General features: G+C 35.4%; 17 protein-coding genes. 9 read left to right on the forward strand and 8 right to left on the reverse strand.

The window, feature by feature from the left end:
* Window positions 1–7 precede the first annotated feature (7 nt).
* Genes lpxK through R2Q59_RS18735 form a run of 3 tightly spaced genes read left to right on the forward strand, consistent with a single transcriptional unit; the run spans window position 8 to window position 3,847 of the window.
* Window positions 8–1,060: a tetraacyldisaccharide 4'-kinase gene (gene lpxK, locus R2Q59_RS18725; protein WP_316786874.1), complete on the forward strand. Its 1,053-nt coding sequence runs from the start codon at window positions 8–10 to the stop codon at window positions 1,058–1,060.
* The gene (locus tag R2Q59_RS18730; RefSeq protein ID WP_316786876.1) at window positions 1,032–1,847 is read left to right on the forward strand and encodes a purine-nucleoside phosphorylase; all 816 of its coding nucleotides are present in this window, start codon (window positions 1,032–1,034) and stop codon (window positions 1,845–1,847) included. The genes lpxK and R2Q59_RS18730 overlap by 29 nt, the downstream gene beginning before the upstream one ends.
* Complete coding sequence (locus R2Q59_RS18735; protein WP_316771655.1) at window positions 1,847–3,847, forward strand: putative porin; 2,001 nt, start codon at window positions 1,847–1,849, stop codon at window positions 3,845–3,847. Before R2Q59_RS18730 ends, R2Q59_RS18735 begins: the two co-directional genes overlap by 1 nt.
* Before the next feature lie 230 nt (window positions 3,848–4,077).
* Here the strand turns inward: R2Q59_RS18735 and R2Q59_RS18740 are convergent, their stop codons facing one another.
* Window positions 4,078–5,340 (reverse strand): asparagine synthetase B, encoded by a 1,263-nt coding sequence (locus R2Q59_RS18740; RefSeq protein WP_410478925.1) that lies wholly within the window; start codon window positions 5,338–5,340, stop codon window positions 4,078–4,080.
* Window positions 5,341–5,588: 248 nt separating this feature from the next.
* Between R2Q59_RS18740 and R2Q59_RS18745 the strand changes: the two genes are divergently transcribed.
* Window positions 5,589–6,047, forward strand: a complete 459-nt coding sequence (locus R2Q59_RS18745; RefSeq protein ID WP_316771659.1) for a peptidylprolyl isomerase — start codon at window positions 5,589–5,591, stop codon at window positions 6,045–6,047.
* Between the two features lie 79 nt (window positions 6,048–6,126).
* The gene (locus R2Q59_RS18750; RefSeq protein ID WP_316771660.1) at window positions 6,127–6,660 is read left to right on the forward strand and encodes a DUF5606 domain-containing protein; all 534 of its coding nucleotides are present in this window, start codon (window positions 6,127–6,129) and stop codon (window positions 6,658–6,660) included.
* 59 nt (window positions 6,661–6,719) lie between these two features.
* On the opposite strand, the gene R2Q59_RS18755 is transcribed toward R2Q59_RS18750, so the two are convergent.
* From R2Q59_RS18755 to R2Q59_RS18765, 3 genes are all read right to left on the reverse strand, one after another.
* On the reverse strand, window positions 6,720–6,860 hold the full coding sequence (locus R2Q59_RS18755) for a hypothetical protein (RefSeq protein WP_316786878.1): 141 nt from the start codon (window positions 6,858–6,860) through the stop codon (window positions 6,720–6,722).
* 71 nt (window positions 6,861–6,931) lie between these two features.
* Complete coding sequence (rlmH, locus tag R2Q59_RS18760; protein ID WP_316771662.1) at window positions 6,932–7,405, reverse strand: 23S rRNA (pseudouridine(1915)-N(3))-methyltransferase RlmH; 474 nt, start codon at window positions 7,403–7,405, stop codon at window positions 6,932–6,934.
* Window positions 7,406–7,430: 25 nt separating this feature from the next.
* The gene (locus R2Q59_RS18765) at window positions 7,431–10,472 is read right to left on the reverse strand and encodes a PKD domain-containing protein (protein WP_316786880.1); all 3,042 of its coding nucleotides are present in this window, start codon (window positions 10,470–10,472) and stop codon (window positions 7,431–7,433) included.
* A gap of 89 nt (window positions 10,473–10,561) precedes the next feature.
* Here R2Q59_RS18765 and R2Q59_RS18770 point away from each other — a divergent pair, with 89 nt between their 5' ends.
* Both R2Q59_RS18770 and R2Q59_RS18775 read left to right on the forward strand, forming a co-directional pair.
* Entirely contained in the window at window positions 10,562–11,899 is a 1,338-nt protein-coding gene (locus R2Q59_RS18770) for a GH1 family beta-glucosidase (RefSeq protein ID WP_316786881.1), read from the forward strand.
* 21 nt (window positions 11,900–11,920) lie between these two features.
* The gene (locus R2Q59_RS18775; RefSeq protein ID WP_316771668.1) at window positions 11,921–12,154 is read left to right on the forward strand and encodes a DUF2007 domain-containing protein; all 234 of its coding nucleotides are present in this window, start codon (window positions 11,921–11,923) and stop codon (window positions 12,152–12,154) included.
* A gap of 222 nt (window positions 12,155–12,376) precedes the next feature.
* On the opposite strand, the gene R2Q59_RS18780 is transcribed toward R2Q59_RS18775, so the two are convergent.
* The 4 genes from R2Q59_RS18780 to R2Q59_RS18795 form a co-directional block, all read right to left on the reverse strand.
* The gene (locus R2Q59_RS18780) at window positions 12,377–14,659 is read right to left on the reverse strand and encodes an aconitate hydratase (protein WP_316786883.1); all 2,283 of its coding nucleotides are present in this window, start codon (window positions 14,657–14,659) and stop codon (window positions 12,377–12,379) included.
* A gap of 180 nt (window positions 14,660–14,839) precedes the next feature.
* Window positions 14,840–17,605, reverse strand: coding sequence for a bifunctional aconitate hydratase 2/2-methylisocitrate dehydratase (locus tag R2Q59_RS18785; RefSeq protein WP_316771672.1), 2,766 nt, complete (start codon window positions 17,603–17,605; stop codon window positions 14,840–14,842).
* Window positions 17,606–17,862: 257 nt separating this feature from the next.
* Window positions 17,863–18,030, reverse strand: coding sequence for a hypothetical protein (locus tag R2Q59_RS18790; RefSeq protein WP_316786885.1), 168 nt, complete (start codon window positions 18,028–18,030; stop codon window positions 17,863–17,865).
* A gap of 208 nt (window positions 18,031–18,238) precedes the next feature.
* On the reverse strand, window positions 18,239–18,904 hold the full coding sequence (locus R2Q59_RS18795; RefSeq protein WP_316786887.1) for a polysaccharide deacetylase family protein: 666 nt from the start codon (window positions 18,902–18,904) through the stop codon (window positions 18,239–18,241).
* 82 nt (window positions 18,905–18,986) lie between these two features.
* Here R2Q59_RS18795 and R2Q59_RS18800 point away from each other — a divergent pair, with 82 nt between their 5' ends.
* Complete coding sequence (locus tag R2Q59_RS18800) at window positions 18,987–20,342, forward strand: TolC family protein (protein WP_316771677.1); 1,356 nt, start codon at window positions 18,987–18,989, stop codon at window positions 20,340–20,342.
* 91 nt (window positions 20,343–20,433) lie between these two features.
* On the forward strand, window positions 20,434–21,801 hold the full coding sequence (locus tag R2Q59_RS18805) for an efflux RND transporter periplasmic adaptor subunit (RefSeq protein ID WP_316771679.1): 1,368 nt from the start codon (window positions 20,434–20,436) through the stop codon (window positions 21,799–21,801).
* Window positions 21,802–21,886 lie beyond the last annotated feature (85 nt).

The following is a 21,886-nucleotide window of genomic DNA, read 5'->3' on the forward strand; positions in this document are numbered from 1 at the left end:
AACCTAAATGATTAAATACCTACGACTTTTCCTGCTACCTTTTTCTGTAATTTATGGTTTCATCATCCTGTTAAGGAATAAACTATATGATTGGGGCATTTTTAAATCTACTAAATTCGACTTGCCTGTAATTTGCATTGGTAATTTAGTAGTTGGTGGTGCTGGGAAAACTCCCACAACAGAATATTTAGTTAGGCTTTTGGCAGATTATAAAATAGCTATTTTAAGTAGGGGATATGGCCGCGAAACAAAAGGTTTTTTACTGGCGGATAAAAGCTCAACAGCGAAAACAATAGGTGATGAACCCATGCAATACTTCCAAAAATTTACAAACATCACAGTTGCGGTTTGTGAGGATAGGGTTTTTGGAATCAATCAACTAAAGAATAGTCATGATGTGATTTTGCTCGATGATGCGTATCAGCACAGAGCTGTAAAAGCTGGCTTTAACTTGTTGCTTTTTGATTATGCCAGCACCAAGAAGTTTCAATTTATGCTGCCAGCAGGTAATTTAAGAGAACCTTGGCGCAATTATGATAGGGCACAAGCTGTATTGGTAACCAAAACGCCACTGCCTTTAAATATGGTGGACCAAATTGAGGTACGAAGAAAAATAGACACTAGAATTGACCAGCGTATATCTTTTTCATCTATTAAGTACGGAGAACTTACGCAAGTACTTACCAAAGAAATTAAGGCTAACATCGCTAATTTTCAGATTTTCTTGATTACAGGAATTGCTAATACGAAGCCATTAAAAGGTTATTTGGAGCAGATTTCGCCAAACCTCCATCAATTCGAATATCCAGACCATCATCAATTTACAGTAGAAAATATTAATCAGTTAAAAAAGGCGTTTAACGAACATCCTGCTAAAGAAAAAATCATAATTACAACAGAAAAGGATAGTCAACGTTTATTAGGTGATAATTTAAAAGATTTACTGTTAAATTTGCCGATATACTATCTTCCAATTGAAATAGAATTGGCGCCAAAAGATAAATTTACCTTTGATAAAAATATATTAGACTATGTTGCAAACCATAAAAGAATCAGTTGAGTATCTAAAACGTAAAATAGGAGAGTTTGAGCCTGAAGTTGGAATTGTATTGGGTACAGGACTTGGTGGTTTAGTGAAAGATATTGAAGTTGTGCATAGTATTATGTATTCAAGCATTCCTAACTTTCCAATTTCTACATTAGAATTTCATTCAGGCAAGTTAATCTTCGGAACTTTAAAAGGTAAAAAAGTAGTCGCCATGCAAGGCAGATTGCACTATTACGAAGGTTATTCGATGCAACAAATTACTTTTCCAATAAGGGTTTTAAATGCTTTAGGTATCAAAACCTTATTTGTTTCCAATGCTGCCGGTTCATTAAATCCAGCATTTAAAAAAGGTGATTTGATGATTATCAATGACCATATCAACTTGCAACCAGAAAGTCCGCTTCGTGGTTTAAACGATTCAGATTTAGGTCCTCGTTTTCCAGACATGAGCCAGCCTTATAATCGTAACTTAATTGCCGAAGGATTAGAAATTGCCAAAGCAGAAAATATAACTTGTCACCAAGGCGTTTACTGTGCTGTAACGGGCCCAAATTTAGAAACCAAGGCAGAGTACAAATATTTAAGAATTATTGGTGGAGATGCAGTTGGAATGAGCACTGTACCAGAAATTATTGTGGCAAACCACATGGGATTACCAGTTTTCGCTATTTCGGTTTTAACTGATGAAGGCTTCCCTGAAGACTTACAACCCTTTAATTTAGAAGAGATTTTAGAAACTGCCGCACAAGCAGAACCAAAAATGACACAAATCCTTAGCCAGCTTATTGCTACATTATAATGCGTAAAATAATTGCATCCATCACATTTTGTCTTTTGGTTTTTTGCTTTGCAAATTCTTTTGCGCAAGATTTAAAAACTAATATCAATAACAATAAAGACTTAGATTCCTTAAGGAAAAAGGAAGAAGGTGGTGCAGATTCTGTAGTTTTCAATTCGAAATTTGTTAGGTACACCTCTTATAAATTAACTAAAGACAGCATCAGGACAATTCCTATTGACACGGGCTTAACTGGAATTCAGAATTTTAGTCCAATTGCTCAACCTCGCAGACCAACTGTTGGAACTGGGCTTTTAGGTTTAGCTGCAACATCAATGTTATTTGAGCCCTCAAGAACAATAGGGTTCGATGCTGGTTTTCACGCTCTAGATTTTTACACGTTAAACCATGATGACATTAGATTTTATCAAGCTCGCTCCCCGTTTACAAGATTGTATTATGTAAGTGGTTCTGATAAAGAACAAGTTTTACAGCTTTTGCATACCCAAAATATCAAGAAAAACTGGAATGCAGGAGCTCAATTTAATCGTATAGGGGCAAATGGAGATTACTTCCATCAAAGAGGAGATGATTTAAATGCTTCGGTTTTTACATGGTACCAATCTACAAACAAAAGATATAACCTTTGGGCAGACGCTGTCTTTAATACGTTGAAGGCACAAGAAAATGGGTCAATATTAAAAGAAGGTATTTTTGAGCCTACTGGAGAAACATTGGTAGATAAATTAGCGGAACCTACTCGTTTAAGAACCGCAAAACAGCTATTTAGAAAAACATCCTTGATGTTAAAACAAACTTATTTTGTTGGTAGAATAGACAGTACAGGAGTAAGCACAGCCCAGAACATATTACCTACAAATAAGATTACCTACACCTTAACCTATGCAAAAAATGCATATTCCTTTAAAAAGGATGAGGATGATGCTTACAATGTTTTGCCAAAAGGTTTAGTGGATGATATTTTTACTAACGACTCTACCAACGTGATGCACGTACAAAATGAATTTGTTTATAGTTTCTTTTTGCGAGCAAAAGGCAGTTCATTTATTAAAAATGAATTGAAAATTGATGCAGGTATTAGACATGATTTTTACGATTATAAACAATACGGTCTATTAAGAGATACAACTAAATATTACGACCATACTTCAGCATTTCAGAACATTACCTTGTTGGGAACTTTAGGTTATAGATTTAGCAATCGTTTAGATTTAAATTTAGATGTTCAACAGATTTTTCAAGGAGAAAATGCTGGTGATTTTATGTACGAAGCCAAGAGTAATCTTTTACTAAGCAATAAATTTGGCCGAATTACTTTAGGAGCTTACCTGCAGAATAAATCACCAGAAGAAGTTTTTAGAAGATATTACGGCAATCATTATAGATGGAATTTAACAAGTGTTCTAGATAGAACAAAAACCGCTAGTGCGTCTTTCGGTTATGTGAATGATAAATACAAGTTTGATGCAGCTGTAAATTATTATCTCATTACAGATTATCTATATTTCGCACAAAATGGTTCTAATGGTATTATTCCAACACAAAAAAGCGGAGATATCAATTTGCTTAAAATAAGCGCAGGTAAAAAGTTTACTTACAAAAGCTTTCACCTAGATGCTTATGTTGTTTATCAAAAAACTGACAGCAAAAATATCTTGAGAACTCCTGAAGTTTATACTTTTAATAGTTTGTACAAAGACCAAACCTTCTTTAAGGTGTTCAAAACGCAAATAGGTATCGACGTGAGATATAACACGCCTTATAATAATCTTTCTTACTCTCCCGCGGCTAGTCAGTTTTATAATGGCGATGCTATAGCTTTGGGAACAAAACCAGTGGTTGATGTTTGGGTTAAAGCTGGATTGCGCAGGGCGAATTTATTCTTAAAATACGACTATGTTAATCAAGGGTTGTTTAATGGAGGTTTTTATACCGTAAACAAATATCCAATGCCAGATAGGTTATTGAAGTTTGGCGTAAGTTGGAATTTTTACGATTAACAAACCTACTGTCTGTCTGGGCTTGTAGAAGATTTGAAAAGCAAATTCCTGCTGAAATTAAGGTTAGTCCGGCTTTGCACTTCAATCTTTTTACGCCTGAAGAAGGCTTGTAAAAAGGATTTCCGTTTCAATCCGGTTTAATTTGCAAATTAGTGCAGCTATTAATGTTGTATGGTGCAAATAGGTTCGAATATGCCTAAGACTTTTGGCTCATTACTACCGACTCAAGACTAAGTCTTCTGTGGTTTCTTCTTTGCAGCAGGGAATAAAACATTATTTAATATCAAACGATACCCTGCAGAATTTGGGTGTAGGCTTAAATCTGTTGGTGGGTCGTTTACTTGATGTTGGTAGTCTTCTGGGTCGTGACCACCATAAAAAGTAAATTGCCCTTTGCCTATTTCACCATGTAAATAACGGACTTCATTACCACCTTTATTCTCTCCTAAAACCGTAACGTTAGGTTTAACTAAATTCTTTTTAAAAGCAGTAGTTTGGCCCATAAAACCCTTAATCACTTTGTCGTGGTCTTGGGTAAGCATGGTAGGGACTAAATCCCATTTCGCAGAAAAATCGAATAAGGTAAAGTAGTCATTGCTTTCGTTAAAATTTCTAGTTTGGGTTGCATCTATATCCGAAAATTCATATCGTTCAGGATTCATGTCTAATCTAAAATCCTTAAAGGCAACACTTTTGCTATAGTCTAACTTTTGTTGTGCATTAACATCAGTTCCATCACCATCAAACATACTTTCTGCTATGTCTATACCTTCTGCTGCAAGTGCAATATCAAAGCTATCTGTTCCAGAACACATGGCAAAAAGAAAGCCTCCGCCAGCGCAAAATTCTTTAATGTGTTTAGCTACTGCCAGTTTCATTTCAGAAACTTTCTTAAATCCATTTCTTTTGGCTGCCGCTTCTTGATATTTTACATCTTCTCGGTACCAGGTTGCATTTCTAAAAGAACTCCAAAAGCGCCCATATTGGCCAGTAAAATCTTCATGGTGTAAGTGCAACCAGTCGTAACTGGTTAATTTGTCTTTTAAAATTTCATCATCGTAAATAATATCGTAAGGAATTTCGGCATAGGTTAATACCAACGTTACAGCATCATCCCACGGCAACTTACTTTTGGGAGAATAAACGGCAATTTTGGGAGTTTTCTCCAATTTTACCATTTCCATATTTACATCAGGATTATTGATTTCATTTAGAATCGCATTCACTTTCCCGTCTGCTAAAATCTCATAAGAAACACCGCGAACCTTACATTCATCTTCAACAACCTTAGCATATTTAACTAAGAAACTTCCGCCTCGGTAATTTAAAAGCCAGTCTACGTCTGCTTGCTGTTTAATGCTCCAATAGGCAATGCCATAAGCCTTTAAGTGGTTTTTCTGACCTTCATCCATGTAAATTAAGATAGATGAAGCCTTTGCCACTACAGAAAGGAGGAGAATTGTAAATAATAAAATATATTTTTTCAGAAACATAATTTGATGCTTATTACGAATGTATATTTTTTGCAGGCCATTTAAAAATATTTACGTTCTTTAAAACGTTAAATTAAAGCAATTGATATAGATTTATAATTTCTTGACAGGAAATATACCGTAATACTATAGCTAATCATTTCAAATTGTTAAATTTGCTCCCCGCAAACTAGAACTATTAACGGTTAATTGTTAAAAGAAAAATGCTAGTTGCTAACCATTAAAAACATTTCAAAGAAAAATATACAATGAGTAAAGCAATAATAAAAACCGAAAAAGGTGACATGACTGTTGAGTTCTATGATAACGATGCTCCTAAAGCAGTTGCCAATTTTAAAAAATTAGCTAGCGAAGGCTTTTATGATGGAATCGCGTTTCACCGTGTAATTCCTAATTTTATGGTTCAAGGTGGTTGTCCTAACTCTAAAGATGGTGCAACTGGTATGGCTGGTACTGGAGGTCCTGGTTACAAAATTGATTGCGAAACAAGTGGTGGAAACCAATATCATGATCGTGGTGTTTTATCTATGGCACATGCTGGTAGAAACACTGGTGGAAGTCAGTTCTTTATCTGCCATAGCAGAGCAAATACAGCTCACTTAGACGGTGTACATACTGTTTTTGGTAAGGTGATAGAAAATGTAGATATTGTAGACGATATTAGACAAGGTGATAAAATCTTGACTGTTGAAGTTTTAGAAGATTAATTAGTATAGAGTATTGCGTACAGCGTATTGAGTTCAATCGCATTACGCAATACGCATTACTCAATACGAAAATAGACATATGAATTTAAGAGGAATTGTTGCCGTTTCTGGCAGACCAGGTTTATTTAAACTTGTTGGACAAAATAAAGGTGGTTACGTTTTAGAAAGCTTAGATGCGCAAAAATTAAAGATTGTTGCAAATATTTCTAATACTAAACTAGCATCGTTAGAAGATATTACCATTTATGGTGAAGATGAGGATTTGAAGTTAATTGATGTTTTAACAAATATTGATGCTAAAAAAGCGACTGCTCCAGATGCTAAAGCTGACAATAACGTGTTAAGAAGTTTCTTCGTTGAAGTTGCTCCTAGCCATGATCAAGAAAAAGTTTACGCTTCTGATATGAAGAAGATATTGACTTGGTATCACATCATTAAAGATATGCCATTATTTACTGAGGCAGCTCCAGGCACAGAGGAAGAAGGTGTTAAAGGAGATTTGGAAGTTAAGCCAAAAGCTGCTCCAAAAGCAAAACCAACAAATGCTAAAGCGCCAACCGCAAAATCAGCACCTGCTAAAAAAGCAAGTATGACTAGCAAAAAAGGAGTTTAAAATAATCTAAAACAACTTTAAAACACCAGTTTCAAAATAAGAAACTGGTGTTTTTTGCTTTAACGACCAAATGGTCTGTACATTAAGATTGCTAGTGCCACAATTATAATTACAGAAATCCAAATGGCAATTCTAATATATTTTTGTTCTTTTGATGTATCTGATTTGAAACGATACTTTCTTTTATAATCTGGGACCATGATTCCTCCTTTTTATTTATGATGTTTAGTGGCTTATTATTCCATAACGTAATTTCTAAAGCGAAAGTTTTTTAAGCATGATGATAAGGTTCGTTCTTTAAAATGGTAAATGCCCTATATAATTGCTCTACAAAAAACAGCCTCACCATTTGGTGTGAGAAAGTCATGTCTGAAAGTGAAATGCTTGTGTTTGACCTTTTGTAAATGCTTTCATCAAAACCATAGGGACCACCAATTATAAATACTAGGTTTTGCACACTTCCAATCATTTGTTTGTTCAAATATTCAGAAAAAGAAACAGAGCTATGCTTTTTGCCTTTTTCATCTAATAAAACAACCACATCTGTGGGATTGATCTGTTTTGCTATGAATTCTGCTTCTCTTGTTTTTTGTTGGGCTTCGGTTAAATTTTTAGTATTCTTAATATCAGGTATAATAACAATATTGAAATTGATATAATGTTTCAATCTATTCAAATACTTTTCTATTCCTTCAATCAAATATTTGTCTTCGGTTTTGCCAACAGCGAGTAGTGTTATTTTCAATTGTTATAATTTTAGGTTGATAAAATTACCTAATTAAGGTAACAGAACCAGTATATTTTACATCTTTATTGCTAACTGTTTTGCCCATAATTACATAATAGTAGGTACCCACACTCACCTCTTTATTTTTGTATTTCCCGTCCCAGTTGTTAAAAATATCTGTAGTTTGAAACACGTTTTCGCCAAAACGATTATAAATGAATAACTGGTACTTTTTTAAATTTAGAATGGTTACGTTTAGCACATCATTTATCCCATCTCCATTGGGAGAAAAAGCATTTGGAACAAAGAGGGAAGCATCTTTTAAAATTAAATCTCCCATTGTTAAAGAATGCGAACAACCTTCTTCCGCAAAAGCTGTTAATGTAATTTTGTAAACACCGTTTTGTGTAAAGGTGTGTGTTGGGTTAGTTGCCGTTGAAGTTGTACCATCGCCAAAATCCCACAAATAACTATCAGCGTCTTTCGAATAATTACTGAAAACTATCGGTAATGGAGCTTCATATTTTCCTATAATTTTTGGGTCTGTGTAAAATATAGCAACAGGAACTTTAGCTATAGGTGGAATTTTAATAGAAACAATATCACTTTTACAATTGCCAATTTTTGTGCTTACAAAATAAGTTCCAGCTTGGTCATAGCTGTTAATAGGAATTTCTATGGACGAAGTAGAAGCTGTAAAGCCATTTGGCCCAATCCATTCGTAAGTCAAACCATCAAATTCCTGAACAGAAAATTGTAAGATATCTCCTAAACAAAATTTGATTTGATTTGCAATGATGTCTGGCCTTAGTGGTTTAAGCTGAACGTCAATCGTTTTCTTTATTACTGACGGACAACCGTTTGGAGTGGTAGCTGTTAAAGTAATTTCCTTTAAACCAGGAGTTGCATAAAAAACGTTTGTATTGCCATTTGCAGCAGGTGTTGTAAATGAAACCCCAGTCCCAAAATCCCAAGATGCTCCCGTTGTATTTAAAGATTTATTTACAAAAGTGAAACTCTGATTGTCTAAACAAGGATTGTTAATTACGATATCAAAATCTGCTATCGGCTTGGCATCTACCACTGGTAAATTGAAAATAACGACATCGCTAGAACAAGAACCAACTTGCACAAATAATTTATAGTCTCCAGCATTTTCTGGACCAGTAATATTTACTTGTGGGTTTTGCAAAGTAGAGGTAAATCCGTTTGGCCCAGACCAATTATAGGTAGCCGAATTAACGGTATTAGCATTTAATTGCAAAATATCTCCTGGACAAAATTTAGTTCCATTTGATGTGATAACTGGAGGAGCAGGTCTAAGTTCAACTAATAATGTTTTGATAATTGTAGAAATGCAACCACTTGGGCTTCGAACTGTTAAGGTAATGCTTTTTGTTCCATCAGTTGAATATATTACGGTTTTATCTCCATTTGGAGCCGTTGTAATTGTTGTGCCTGAACCAAAATTCCAAACTGGGCTAATTGAATTAAGAGATGTGTTTTTAAAAGTAAAACTCAAATTAGTTTGACAGAAGTTATTGGTTACTATATCAAATAATGCCTCTGGTTTTGGGTCGATAGAAGGTATGTTTATTGTGGCTACATCGCTCAAACAATCTCCAACTTGGATGTATAATTGGTAATCTCCAGAATTTTCAGGTCCAGTTATATTCACTTTCGCATTCTGGTCGGTTGAGGTAAAACCATTCGGTCCTGTCCAATGGTAAGTGGCAAAATCAACTTTAGGAGTATTTAGAGTAACCTCGTTTCCTGGGCAAAATTTTATCGTTGTTGTTGTTATGGTGGGTAGTGCTGGTTTTAACGCAACAAAAAATGTTTTCGTGCCAACCACATTACAACCTCCAGCGGTTTTTGCTTCTAGTACAACTGTTTTTTCGCCAGAAGTAGAATAGGTAATGTTATAAGGCCCAACGCCAGTTGCGTTTGCCATGCTAGCCCCTTCACCAAAAGTCCATTTAAGCGTGTTGTAATTAGTAGCAAGACTTGTAAATGTATAGGTCTGTTGAGGTGTGCAAGAATTTAATTTCTCTAATTGAATTTCTGATGTAGGCCCAGTAAATTCTGTACTTCCACCAAATTCTAAACTGAAACCATTATTTCCACCAGAAAAATTATCCACTAATAAAGCATAATTATGACCAGCAATCATATCGACATATTTAACAAGGCCATTTTGTTGCCTGCCAGATGGGCAACCTGACTGCTCAGTTAAATCAGTCTCTGTCATGCTTAACCCAGTAATATAATAAGAAGGCGTACAAGTAACCCCGCTTCCAGAGGCGCATCTAATCGCATTTGCGGCAGTAACTTGAGCACTTGTGCCACCAGGACCTAAATCATATAAAACCCAGTCAATATCATTTGTGGTAACGGTTGGTGTTATTAAAAATATCAATGGCCCACTTTTTCCCGCTGTCCAGCCGTACCAAGCAGAATTTGATTCGACTCCTAAGCAAGTTCCAGCTGTTTCTGTATTACTTGTTCCAGCTCCAAAAACATTTAATTGGGTAAATTTTTCCATGGTGCACAATACGGAAAACGTTCCAATATCTTGTCCAGGTTGTAAAGGGGGAAAAAAATTATCTACACAAAGTTTAAAACTCCCTTCATTGTTATTCGAGGCACTTATCCTGATGTAATAAACTTGGCCGATGGTTAATCCTCCTTTGTTTAAGGTGGTTACATTGCTAGAGCTTAACATCGTACTAGGCATTTCGCCTAGCGTACCAGCAATTGGGTCTATGGTATAAAGTGCTACTAGCGGATTAACCAAGGTATTTGGGCTTGCAGCATTCACTTTTCCGCTGGCTGTTATGGCTACATCAAATTTTAGTGCAGTAAATTTAAACCAAACATCTTTACCTACTGTTCCATTCCAATTGCTTGGCGAGCCATTTGAACTAGATGTTGCCTCCAAATTATTGTAAGCTTGGTCTAAAGAACAAAAAGCATCTGTATTGGATAGGTTAATGGCATTTATTAAATCGTCATTTACTGGCGGAATTTTGTGAGCACTCACATTTAGAGCAAAAAGCAATAGTAAGAGAGTTAGCCAGCGCATTATTTAATAGGTATATAAAAAACAAAATTAACTATTGATAATGTTAAGTTAATAGTAATTTTCAATCTTCGTAAAGTTAAAAGAATTAAATGCTTAAAGCCGCAGATTTTGGGAGTGATTTTTTATGGGGAGTAGCTACTGCTGCCACACAAATAGAAGGAGCTTCGAATTCTTATGGCAAAGGAATGTCTATTTGGGATACTTTCTCTAAACGAACCGGTAAGGTCAAAAGTGGGCATCAGCCAATAAATGCTTGCGATTTTTATCATCAGTATAAAAGTGATATTGCGCTGGTAAAAACCTTAGGATTCAAATTATTTCGCTTTTCCATTTCTTGGTCGAGGATTTTGCCTCTTGGTAAAGGGTTGGTTAATCAAGAAGGAATAAATTTTTATCACCATTTGATAGATGAATGTTTAGCGCAAGGGATTACGCCATACGTTACTTTATATCATTGGGATTTGCCCGAAGAACTTTCAAAAAATGGAGGTTGGACATCTTATAGCATCAACTCGGAGTTTAACGAGTTTGTAATGTTGTGTGCGAAAACTTATGGCGATAAAGTTAAAAACTGGATTGTAATTAATGAACCTTTTGGCTTTACATCACTAGGATATATGTTGGGCGTACATGCGCCTGGGGAAACTGGATTAACGAATTTTTTCTCTGCAGTTAAACACACTGCAATTGCCCAAGCAGATGGCGGTAGAATATTGCGAGCAGAAGTAAGCCAAGCAAATATTGGCACCACTTTCTCTTGCTCAGAAATTATTCCATATACGCAGGGCGATGCCGATATACTGGTGGCAAAAAGAGTTGATTGTCTAATGAACCGATTATTTATAGAGCCAACTTTAGGGATGGGCTTTCCGACTGCAGATTGGGATGTGCTGGAGAAATTTACAGTAAGTCATTCTACTTGGCGTCATAATGAACGAATGACGTTCGATTTCGATTTTATTGGCTTACAAAACTATTTCCCTTTGGTAGTTAAATTCAATGCGTTTATTCCTGTTATACAAGCTTGGGAAATTAAAGCTAAATCTCGCAGAAGACCTTATACTGCAATGGGTTGGGAAATAAATGCGGATAGCTTTTATAACATCATCAAGCAATTTGCTGCTTATCCAATTAAAAACATAATGATTACTGAAAATGGTGCCGCATTTAAAGATGTTTTAAAGGATGGAAAAGTAATGGATGAAGATAGAATAGCCTATTTCAAATTATATCTATCAGCATTGCTTAAAGCTAAAAATGAAGGCGTAAATATTACGGGCTATATGGCCTGGACTTTAATGGATAATTTTGAATGGGCAGAAGGTTATCATGCTCGTTTTGGTTTGGTTTACAATGATTTTAAGACACAACAAAGAACCATAAAGGAATCTGGCTTTTGGTGGAAGGATTTTTTGAAAGCAGATTGATTAAATAACTAGCTTTGTACTATGGAAGATAAAATAGTTGTTTATAAAACCTACGAAAACCCAATGGAAGCGAACGTAGTTATGGCAAGGTTAAAAGATGGTGGGTTTAATTGTTTTTTAACTGGCGAAAATGCAGCATTGGTTTATCCTGTGTTTGATATTTCTATTAGCGGAGTTCAGTTGCATGTTTTTGAAAACGAAGTTGAGGAGATTAATAAATTTTTGGCAGAAGAACCGCTTATTGGTGAGGATTAGGTTTTGCCAATTTAGGTTTGCATTAATTTCTAAACCTGATAGGAGTGAAAATCCTTTTTTGTTACACCGGCCCTTCGACTACGCTCAGGGTGACAGCACAAAAAAGATTGTAACGAATAGCAGGACTTTCTTGACCAAAGAACCACGCTTTTGCTTTTCAAATAAAAATCCCATTCTGATTTTACTCAAAATGGGATTTTTTGTATTGGCACTTTCTAACTCTTACAAGCCAGCAGCTTTTAAAGCAGCTTCTCTTCTAATGATATTTAATGCACCACCGGCTTTAAACCAGTCAATTTGTTGTGCATTGTAACTATGGTTAACCACGATACTTTCTTTAGTGCCATCTTTATGGTGTAAAACCATTTCTAAAGGAACATTCGGAGCAAAAGTTGTTAAACCTAAAATATCTATAGTATCGTCTTCCTGTATTTTGTTGTAATCTTCTTTATCAGCGAATGTTAAGCCTAACATACCTTGTTTTTTAAGGTTAGTTTCGTGAATACGAGCAAAAGATTTTACCAATACGGCACGAACACCTAAATGACGAGGTTCCATTGCAGCGTGCTCACGAGATGAACCTTCGCCGTAATTTTCATCACCAACAACTACAGAACCTAAACCAACAGCTTTGTAATCACGTTGTGTTGCAGGAACTGGCCCGTATTCGCCTGTTAATTCGTTTTTAACGTTATCAGTTTTATCATTAAAGTAATTTACGGCACCAATTAACATGTTATTAGAAATGTTATCTAGGTGGCCACGGAATTTTAACCAAGGACCAGCCATAGAGATATGGTCAGTAGTACATTTTCCTTTAGCTTTAATTAATAATTTTAAGCCTTTTAAGTCAGTGCCTTCCCAAGGTGTAAATGGGTCCAATAACTGTAAACGGTGTGAAGTTGGAGAAACTAAAACTTGTACGCTAGAGCCATCTTCTGCCGGAGCTTGAAAACCTGCATCTTCAACAGCGTAACCATTTACTGGTAATTCATCACCCTTTGGTGGGTCTAATTTTACTTGTTCTCCTTTGTCGTTAGTTAAAGTATCAGTTAAAGGATTAAAGCCTAAATTTCCTGCAATTGCAATAGCCGCAACAATTTCTGGAGATGTTACAAAAGCATAAGTATTCGGGTTACCATCAGCACGTTTAGCAAAATTTCTGTTAAATGAGTGTACAATCGTATTTTTCTCAGCCTTCTCCGCACCAGTTCTGTCCCACATACCAATACATGGTCCGCAAGCATTGGTGAAGATAGTCGCATTTAAATCTTCGAAAGTTCCTAATAAACCATCACGGTCTGCGGTGTAACGAACTTGCTCAGAGCCAGGATTGATACCAAACTCAGCTTTAATACCTAACCCTTTATCAATTGCTTGTTTTGCGATAGATGCAGCACGAGATAAATCTTCATAAGATGAGTTGGTACAAGAACCAATTAAACCCCATTCTACTTTCAATGGCCATCCATTAGCAGCAGCAACTTCTTTCATTTGAGAAATAGGAGTAGCCAAATCTGGCGTAAATGGACCATTCAAATAAGGTTCTAATTCATCAAGGTTAATTTCAATAACTTGATCAAAATATTTTTCAGGATCTGCATAAACAGCATCATCTCCTGTTAAGTGTTCTTTTATAGCATTGGCCGCATCAGCAACATCAGCACGATTAGTAGCACGTAAATAACGCTCCATACTTTCGTCGTAACCAAAAGTAGAAGTGGTTGCGCCAATTTCAGCACCCATGTTACAAATGGTACCTTTACCAGTACAGCTTAAGTTGATAGCTCCATCGCCAAAGTATTCTACAATAGCTCCAGTACCACCTTTTACAGTTAAAATACCAGCAACTTTTAAGATTACGTCTTTAGCAGATGTCCAGCCATTTAATTTACCTGTTAATTTAACACCAATTAATTTTGGGAATTTAAGCTCCCAAGGTAAACCAGCCATTACATCACAAGCATCGGCACCACCAACACCAATTGCAACCATACCTAAACCACCTGCATTTACAGTGTGACTATCAGTACCGATCATCATTCCGCCTGGGAAGGCATAATTTTCTAATACCACTTGGTGAATGATGCCTGCACCTGGTTTCCAGAAACCTATACCGTATTTATTTGAAACCGAAGCCAAGAAATCAAATACTTCTTTACTCTCCGTGTTAGCGTGAGGTAAATCGATATCTGCTCCAAGTTTAGCAGTGATTAAATGGTCGCAATGTACAGTAGAAGGTACCGCAACTTGTGGGCGACCTGCCTGCATAAATTGTAATAGTGCCATTTGGGCAGTTGCATCTTGCATGGCAACTCTATCTGGTGCAAAATCTACATAGTCCGTACCGCGGATGAACGCTGTTTTTGCATTGCCATCCCACAGGTGTGTGTACAATATTTTCTCTGAAAGTGTTAAAGGTCTGCCAACAACTTTACGTGCAGCTTCTATACGGCTACTAAAGTTCTCATACACCTTTTTTATCATGTCTATATCAAAAGCCATACTTTATTTTTTAATAATCATTGTCAATAACGATAATACCTAAAATTAAACAATTTTTAACAGACTTGTTTTTGAGATTTGTCAAATTATTTTATTTAAAAACATTCTATGATAAAAAAAGAGGCTACCTGATAGATCGGATAGCCTCGTATTTTTAACAAATTTTATGCTTAATTGTTTCTATTGTTTAGTAGAAATAGGTGTAAACTTCGTTAAGTTAATGCCTTCTACTGCAACTTTATATTCTTCGATGCTTGGAATACGACCTAAGATAGCAGAGAGAACCACCACTGGTGTAGATGCTAATAGAGATTCCCCTTTTTTGCCATCTTTATCTTCAACCACACGACCTTGGAATAAACGTGTAGAGGTAGCCATTACAGTATCACCTTTAGCAGCTTTTTCTTGGTTACCCATGCAAAGGTTACAACCAGGACGTTCAAGATACATGATATTTTCATATTCAGTACGTGCTGCACTTTTTGGTAAAGCATCACTGAATTCAAATCCAGAGTATTTTTGTAGGTATTCCCAGTCGCCTTCTGCTTTCAACTCATCAATAATATTGTAAGTAGGAGCTGCAACAACCAATGGTGCTTTGAATGACACTGTGCCAGTTTTATGCTCTACGTTTCTTAACATTTGAGAAACGATTTTTAAATCATCTTTATGTACCATACAAGAGCCAACGAAACCAAGGTCTACTTTTTTATCGCCGCCATAGTAAGTTAAGTCTCTAATGGTGTCATGTGTATAACGTTTAGAAACATCAGCATTGTTTACGTCTGGATCGGCAATCATTGGTTCTTCAATCAAATCCAAGTCAATAACTACCTCTGCATAATATTTGGCATTGGTGTCTGGCATTAAAGCAGGTTTGATGCCTGTTTTAATCTCCTCAATACGTTTATTCGCTTTATTAATCAATCCCTGAAGTACTTGGTTATGGTTGTCCATACCTTTGTCTATCATGATTTGAATACGGCTTTTAGCAATCTCTAGAGATGCAATTAATGTATCATCTTGTGAAATACAGATAGAGGCTTTTGCTTTCATCTCTGCAGTCCAATCTGTAAAAGTAAAAGCCTGATCAGCTAATAAAGTACCGATGTGAACCTCGATAATTCTGCCTTGGAACACATTCTCACCATCAAATTGTTGTAGCATTTGCAATTGAGTTGCATGCACTACATCACGGAAATCCATGTGTTGTTTCATTTGACCTGTGAACGTAACTTTTACCGACTCGGGAATTGGCATAGAAGCCTCACCTGTTGCCAATGCTAATGCAACAGTACCAGAATCTGCACCGAAAGCTACTCCTTTAGACATACGTGTATGTGAGTCGCCTCCAATAATAATTGCCCATTCGTCGATAGTGATATCATTCAATACTTTGTGAATAACGTCTGTCATAGAATGATATTCGCCTTTAGGGTCACGAGCGGTAATCACACCAAAGTCATTCATGAACTTCATTAGTTTTGGAATGTTTGCTTGTGCTTTTTTATCCCAAACAGATGCTGTGTGGCAACCTGATTGATAAGCGCCGTCGACAATGGGAGAAATAACTGTAGCAGCCATTGCCTCTAGTTCTTGAGCGGTCATTAAACCTGTTGTATCTTGAGAACCTACAATGTTTACCTCTACACGAACATCAGAGCCAGCATGTAAAACTTTGCCTGGCGTTAAACCTACTGCATTTCTATTGAATATTTTTTCTGCAGCTGTTAAACCTTGACCTTCGATTGATACTTCTTTGGCTGGAGCAAATACTATTGGAGCTTCAATATTTAAAATTCTGGCTGCAAAAGTTTGGATTTTTTTACCAAATACAATAGCATACGAACCCCTTGCTTTGATAAATTCCATTTTTTGTGGCGTTAAGGCTTTCGAAATATCGATTAACTCTTGGTCGCCATTGTATAGTTTTTTAGTTTTTGTATTAATGGTAAGTACGGTGCCTGTTTCTATTGAATAAACCTGCTCTAAAATTGGTTCATCGTTTTCGTTACGAATTGCGTTGCCGTTTTCGTCTGTTTTCTTTACCCAGTTTTTAAGGTCGATACCAATACCGCCTGTTACATCAACTGTTGTTAAGAAAATTGGAGAAATGCCATTTGTACCACCTACAATAGGAGCGATGTTTACAAATGGGATAAAAGGGCTAGATTTTTTGCCAGTCCAAAGTGCTACATTGTTTACGCCCGACATACGTGAAGAGCCTACACCCATAGTCCCTTTTTCAGCTACCAACATTACACTTTTATCAGGATGTTGTGCTTGCAAAGCTTTGATTTCCTCTTGAGCCTCCGGTGTAATCATGCATTTGCCATGCAATTCACGATCTGAACGAGAGTGTGCTTGGTTTCCAGGAGATAATAAATCGGTAGAAATATCACCAATACCCGCGATAAAAGTTACCACTTTGATTTCTTCTGCAACTTCAGGAAGCTTGGTAAAGAACTCAGCATTAGCATAGCTTTCTAATATTTCTTTAGCAATATCATTGCCATTGTTATAAGCCTCCTTTAAGCGGTCTGTGTCAGCATCATACAAGAAAACTTGTGTTTTAAGTACATTTGCTGCCTTTTTTGCTTTGTCGCCATTGTCAGCCAAAGCAATGTCTAATAAAACTTTAATAGAAGGACCGCCCTTCATGTGCGACAACAATTCGAAAGCAAAATCAGGTGTAATTTCTGCCACAACTGTCTCACCTAAAATAATTTCTTTTAAGAATTGTGCTTTTACAACAGCTGCACCAGTGGTGCCTGGCAAAGTATTATATATGAAAAAATTAACAGCATCTTCTCTGTTAATATTATTTATACTTTTAATTTGATTAATGATTTCGCTTAATAATTCTGCTCCGTCAATAGGTTTAGGGTGAAGACCTTGGATTTTCCTTTCTTCAATCTCTTGGATATAATCGTTATAAATACTCATTTTAGATGGTTTGTTTTTTTGCTATAGTTCCTGTAGCGAACCATACACCAACCTTTAGCAAAAAATAATACTGTTTGTGTGTTAATCTGTTTTTTTGATTAAAAAACTTGATTTTTTGATCAAAACAAAAATAGCAAAAAACAACTTTTAAAAAACAATCTAGATGTGCGATTCAGTAATTTATAATTATTCTAAATAATAAGCGAATCGAATAAATTTCGTTTATATTTTATTGTAAATCAATATTTTGTTTTTTATTATGCTTGTTTTTCTAATGGTGACGAAAACCAGAAAATATGGGTGATTTCTTTTGGATTTTTAATTGTTTTGAAAAGCAATTTCAGCACTAAATCAAAGTTAGACGGGCTCCATTTCAATCTTTTTACCCTTATATACCCTAAAGGGATAGTAAAAAAGGATTTCATTTCTATCCCGTTTAGCTAACAAAAACCTGTGATACTATGTAAAGTTGTAACATGCTCACCCTGCAAAGCACAAAACCAACTTGTCCATTATCGTACACTTTAGTACGCTAATGAACACTAGCTTAACTCTTTATATTTTTAAAATGTTGATAGATAGTCTTTTAAGTTGTGATCTTCTGTTGGCATTAAAATAGCTTTTAACGCAGTGTTAAAGTGTGCCAAATCGGTATCCTTTTTCAGTTAAGTACTTTAAAACTTTAGGTAGAGCATAGGCTAAACGGTCAAAAGCTTTTAAACTGTCGTGAAAAACAATGATGGAGCCATTTTGAGTATTTTTGATAACGTTCTGATAACATTTTTCGGGAGTAAGATTAAGATCGAAGTCGCCGCTTAGCACGTCCCACATGATGATGTCTAGTATGGAGTCTTTAGTCGTTAGTCTTGAGTCTTGTGATTTCGACTTTAGACTTTGGACTTTAGACTTTAGACTCTTTATCTGGCTTTTCTTGATTCTTCCAAATGGTGGTCTAAAAAGGTTAGTTTGAGTAAGCTCTTGGCATTTTAAAGTGTTGTTAATGTAGGTCTCATCGTCGGTATTCCATCCTTTTAGGTGATTAAAAGTGTGGTTGCCAATAGCGTGACCATCGTTTTTAAGGCTTTCAAATACTGTTGGGTGTTTTAAAATGTTATCGCCAATGCAAAAAAATGTAGCTTTAGCATTATAAGTTTTTAAAGTATTTAATACAAAGTCTGTAACATTGGGTATAGGTCCATCGTCAAAGGTTAAATAAACAATTTTTTCCGAGCGGCTCTTATTCCAAATTAAATCAGAATAAAACCATTTGAGTAAAAGTGGAGATTTAACCAAGTACATAACCAAAAGTAATATTTAGGTTGCACTTAAGAAATTTAAAAAACCAATTAATTGTTTATTTATTATTGCGAAACAAATTTTTATGAAACAAGTTGCCAATTCTAGCTTTTTAACGAAGCTTTCTTTTATTTTATCACTAACAATTGTTACTTCAATGGGGCAAAAAGTATTTGCACAAGAAGTAATTACTTTGCAACAGGCTGTTGATAAAACTTTAACCAATAATTTACAGATTAAACAGTCGAAATTAAGTGAAAGTTTGGCAGAGGAGACCTTAAATCAATCTAAACTTGCTTTGTACCCTACTTTAAATGGTAGTGTGAATTCTGGTTTAAGTTTTGGACAAAGTAGAGATCAGAATACTTTTCAAGTTATTAATCAGAAATTTACTTCGTTTAGTAGTAGCTTAAATGCAGGAGTAGATGTTTTTCAGGGTTTTCAGAAAATTAATCAAATTAAGCAGAACAAAATTTTATTAGACGCAGGGAAAAGTAATACAGAGAAAGTTAAAAATGATTTGATTTTACAAGTTGTTACTTCTTATTTACAGGTTTTGTATAATAAGGATTTTTTAAAAGCTGCCCAAGATCAATTGACGGTAGCTAGGCAACAACTTAATCAGCAACAACAATTATTAGACGTAGGTAACAAAACATTGGCAGATTTATCTCAATCAAAATCGCAAGTTGCAACTGCAGAATTAAATGTTACTAATGCTACAAATGCCTTATCAATATCTTATATCACATTGGCTCAATTGATGGATATTCCATCATCAACTGCTTATGAAGTTCAAGCACCAGTTATTGATAGTTTTAAAGATGCATCAAGTAAAGTTAATGCAGAAGAGATTTATAAAACATCAGCTGCACAATTTCCTGATTTGAAACTTGCAGGATTAAATACTGCAGCAGCAAAAAAGGGAATTGATATTTCAAAAGGGAATTATTATCCAAGATTGTCCTTTGGTGGTGGATTGCAAACTTCATATTCTGATCCAAGTTTTCCAACGCGATCATTTGCAGATCAATTAAATGATCGTTTTGGTCAAAATATTGGTTTAAGCTTATCAATTCCAATATTTAATGGTTTCACTGCTAGATCAAGTGTGAGAAGAGCAAGAATTAACTTGATGCAAACTGAAACACAAGAACAACTAGCAAAAAACAACTTAAATAAAGTAATTTATCAAGCCGTAGCCGATTTAAAAGCAGCAGAAAGCAGATATGAATCTACAGGAAATGCTTTTACTGCTCAAAAAGATGCATTTTATGTAATTGAACAACGTTATGCAGTTGGTTTAGTTAACTCGTTAGATTATAGTACGGCACAAACTAATAGAAATAAAGCAGAAATAGATTATATTCAAGCAAAATATGATTTGATTTTTAGAGCAAAGGTGATTGACTATTATTTAGGTAAACAGATTACATTTTAAAACGAACTAAAGCTTAAAGTCCAAAGGTTAAACGAGAAACTTCGAGACGGAGCTTAAGATTACAAAATAAACAAACGAATACTCATAAATTATGAAACTTAAACACATTTTAATTGGCGCTGGTGTATTACTTGTACTTATATTGGGTGCAAAATTTGCTGGCCTTATTGGTGGCGAACAACTAGAAAAAGTAACGGTAGATAAAGCTGGCGATAAAAAAGTAGTAGAAACTGTTACAGCTAGTGGTAAAATACAACCAGAAACAGAAGTGAAATTAAGTTCAGAAGTTTCTGGTGAGGTTACCGAACTTTTGGTAAAAGAAGGAGATGTGGTTAAAAAAGGCCAATTGCTTTGTAAAGTTAGACCAGATGTTTTACAATCGGGTTACGAAAGAGCAGTTGCATCTTATAACTCTCAAAAAGCAAGTGTTGCAGCTTCTCAACAACAATTAATTCAAACACAAGCTAACTTTGTTAATGCAGAAGCTACTTACAAACGTAATGTAGAGTTGTATAACAAAAAAGTGATTTCAGCAGCAGAGTTTGATGCCGCGAAAGCAGCTTATTTAACTGCAAAAGCAAATTTAGCCAGTGCAAAAGAAAACGTTACGGGTGCAAAATTCAGTCTAGAACAAACTGGAGCAAACGTAAAAGAAGCTGGTGCAAATTTAGCCAAAACAACAATTTTCTCTCCAGTAGATGGTGTAGTTTCAAAATTGTCTATCGAGCTAGGTGACCGTATCTTAGGTACTTCGCAAATGGCAGGTACAGAAATTATGCGTATTTCTAACTTAACTACAATGGAAGTTAATGTTGAAGTTAACGAAAATGATATTAACCGCGTAAATGTTGGCGATAGTGCTTCAATTGAAATAGATGCATTTGCAGACAAGAAATTTAAAGGTGTGGTTACTGAAATTGCAAGTTCTTCTACCAGTGTGGGTGCTACAAGTACTTCTGTTGATCAGGTTACTAACTTCTCAGTAAAGGTTCGTTTAATTGCAGAATCATACAGTACTGTTAAAGGTGGTGCAAAAGATTTACCTTCTCCATTCAGACCAGGTTTATCTGCAACTGTAGATATTGAAAGTGAATCTGTAAATAGTTTAGCAGTGCCTATCCAAGCTGTATTTACTGGTGATAAAGATTCTACTGATCCGATGAAAAATGCGACTAGTGGTAACGATCAAAACCAGGATAAACAAAAAAGTAAGTTGAATGATAAAAAAGTAAAACAATACGTTTACTTATTTGATAGCAAAACAAGTACAGTTAAAAAAGCAGAGGTAACGACAGGAATTCAGGATGACCAATATATCATCATTAAAACTGGATTAAAACCTGGTCAAGAGATTGTATCTGGTCCGTATTCTGCAGTTCAAAACAAGCTAAAAGACGGTGCTAAAGTAGAGAAAACAACTAAGGATAAGTTGTTTAGCGCTGATGCGAAAAAGAAATAAACCAAATCATAATAATTAAGTATTTTTGAGGCCAGATAAGGTTTAATTATTGCGTAAAGCATTAATTAAACCTTTTGATTTTTTA

This window comes from Pedobacter frigiditerrae (assembly GCF_032678705.1).
GTDB classification, from domain to species: Bacteria; Bacteroidota; Bacteroidia; order Sphingobacteriales; family Sphingobacteriaceae; genus Pedobacter; species Pedobacter frigiditerrae_A.

What these genes read in the sequence shown, in the direction of transcription:
- lpxK (WP_316786874.1), top strand. Translation starts at nt 8, where the DNA reads ATGATTAAATACCTACGACTTTTCCTGCTACCTTTTTCTGTAATTTAT.
- R2Q59_RS18730 (WP_316786876.1), top strand. Translation starts at nt 1,032, where the DNA reads ATGTTGCAAACCATAAAAGAATCAGTTGAGTATCTAAAACGTAAAATA.
- R2Q59_RS18735 (WP_316771655.1), top strand. Translation starts at nt 1,847, where the DNA reads ATGCGTAAAATAATTGCATCCATCACATTTTGTCTTTTGGTTTTTTGC.
- R2Q59_RS18740 (WP_410478925.1), bottom strand. Translation starts at nt 5,340, where the DNA reads ATGTTTCTGAAAAAATATATTTTATTATTTACAATTCTCCTCCTTTCT.
- R2Q59_RS18745 (WP_316771659.1), top strand. Translation starts at nt 5,589, where the DNA reads ATGAGTAAAGCAATAATAAAAACCGAAAAAGGTGACATGACTGTTGAG.
- R2Q59_RS18750 (WP_316771660.1), top strand. Translation starts at nt 6,127, where the DNA reads ATGAATTTAAGAGGAATTGTTGCCGTTTCTGGCAGACCAGGTTTATTT.
- R2Q59_RS18755 (WP_316786878.1), bottom strand. Translation starts at nt 6,860, where the DNA reads ATGGTCCCAGATTATAAAAGAAAGTATCGTTTCAAATCAGATACATCA.
- R2Q59_RS18765 (WP_316786880.1), bottom strand. Translation starts at nt 10,472, where the DNA reads ATGCGCTGGCTAACTCTCTTACTATTGCTTTTTGCTCTAAATGTGAGT.
- R2Q59_RS18770 (WP_316786881.1), top strand. Translation starts at nt 10,562, where the DNA reads ATGCTTAAAGCCGCAGATTTTGGGAGTGATTTTTTATGGGGAGTAGCT.
- R2Q59_RS18775 (WP_316771668.1), top strand. Translation starts at nt 11,921, where the DNA reads ATGGAAGATAAAATAGTTGTTTATAAAACCTACGAAAACCCAATGGAA.
- R2Q59_RS18780 (WP_316786883.1), bottom strand. Translation starts at nt 14,659, where the DNA reads ATGGCTTTTGATATAGACATGATAAAAAAGGTGTATGAGAACTTTAGT.
- R2Q59_RS18785 (WP_316771672.1), bottom strand. Translation starts at nt 17,605, where the DNA reads ATGAGTATTTATAACGATTATATCCAAGAGATTGAAGAAAGGAAAATC.
- R2Q59_RS18790 (WP_316786885.1), bottom strand. Translation starts at nt 18,030, where the DNA reads ATGAAATCCTTTTTTACTATCCCTTTAGGGTATATAAGGGTAAAAAGA.
- R2Q59_RS18795 (WP_316786887.1), bottom strand. Translation starts at nt 18,904, where the DNA reads ATGTACTTGGTTAAATCTCCACTTTTACTCAAATGGTTTTATTCTGAT.
- R2Q59_RS18800 (WP_316771677.1), top strand. Translation starts at nt 18,987, where the DNA reads ATGAAACAAGTTGCCAATTCTAGCTTTTTAACGAAGCTTTCTTTTATT.
- R2Q59_RS18805 (WP_316771679.1), top strand. Translation starts at nt 20,434, where the DNA reads ATGAAACTTAAACACATTTTAATTGGCGCTGGTGTATTACTTGTACTT.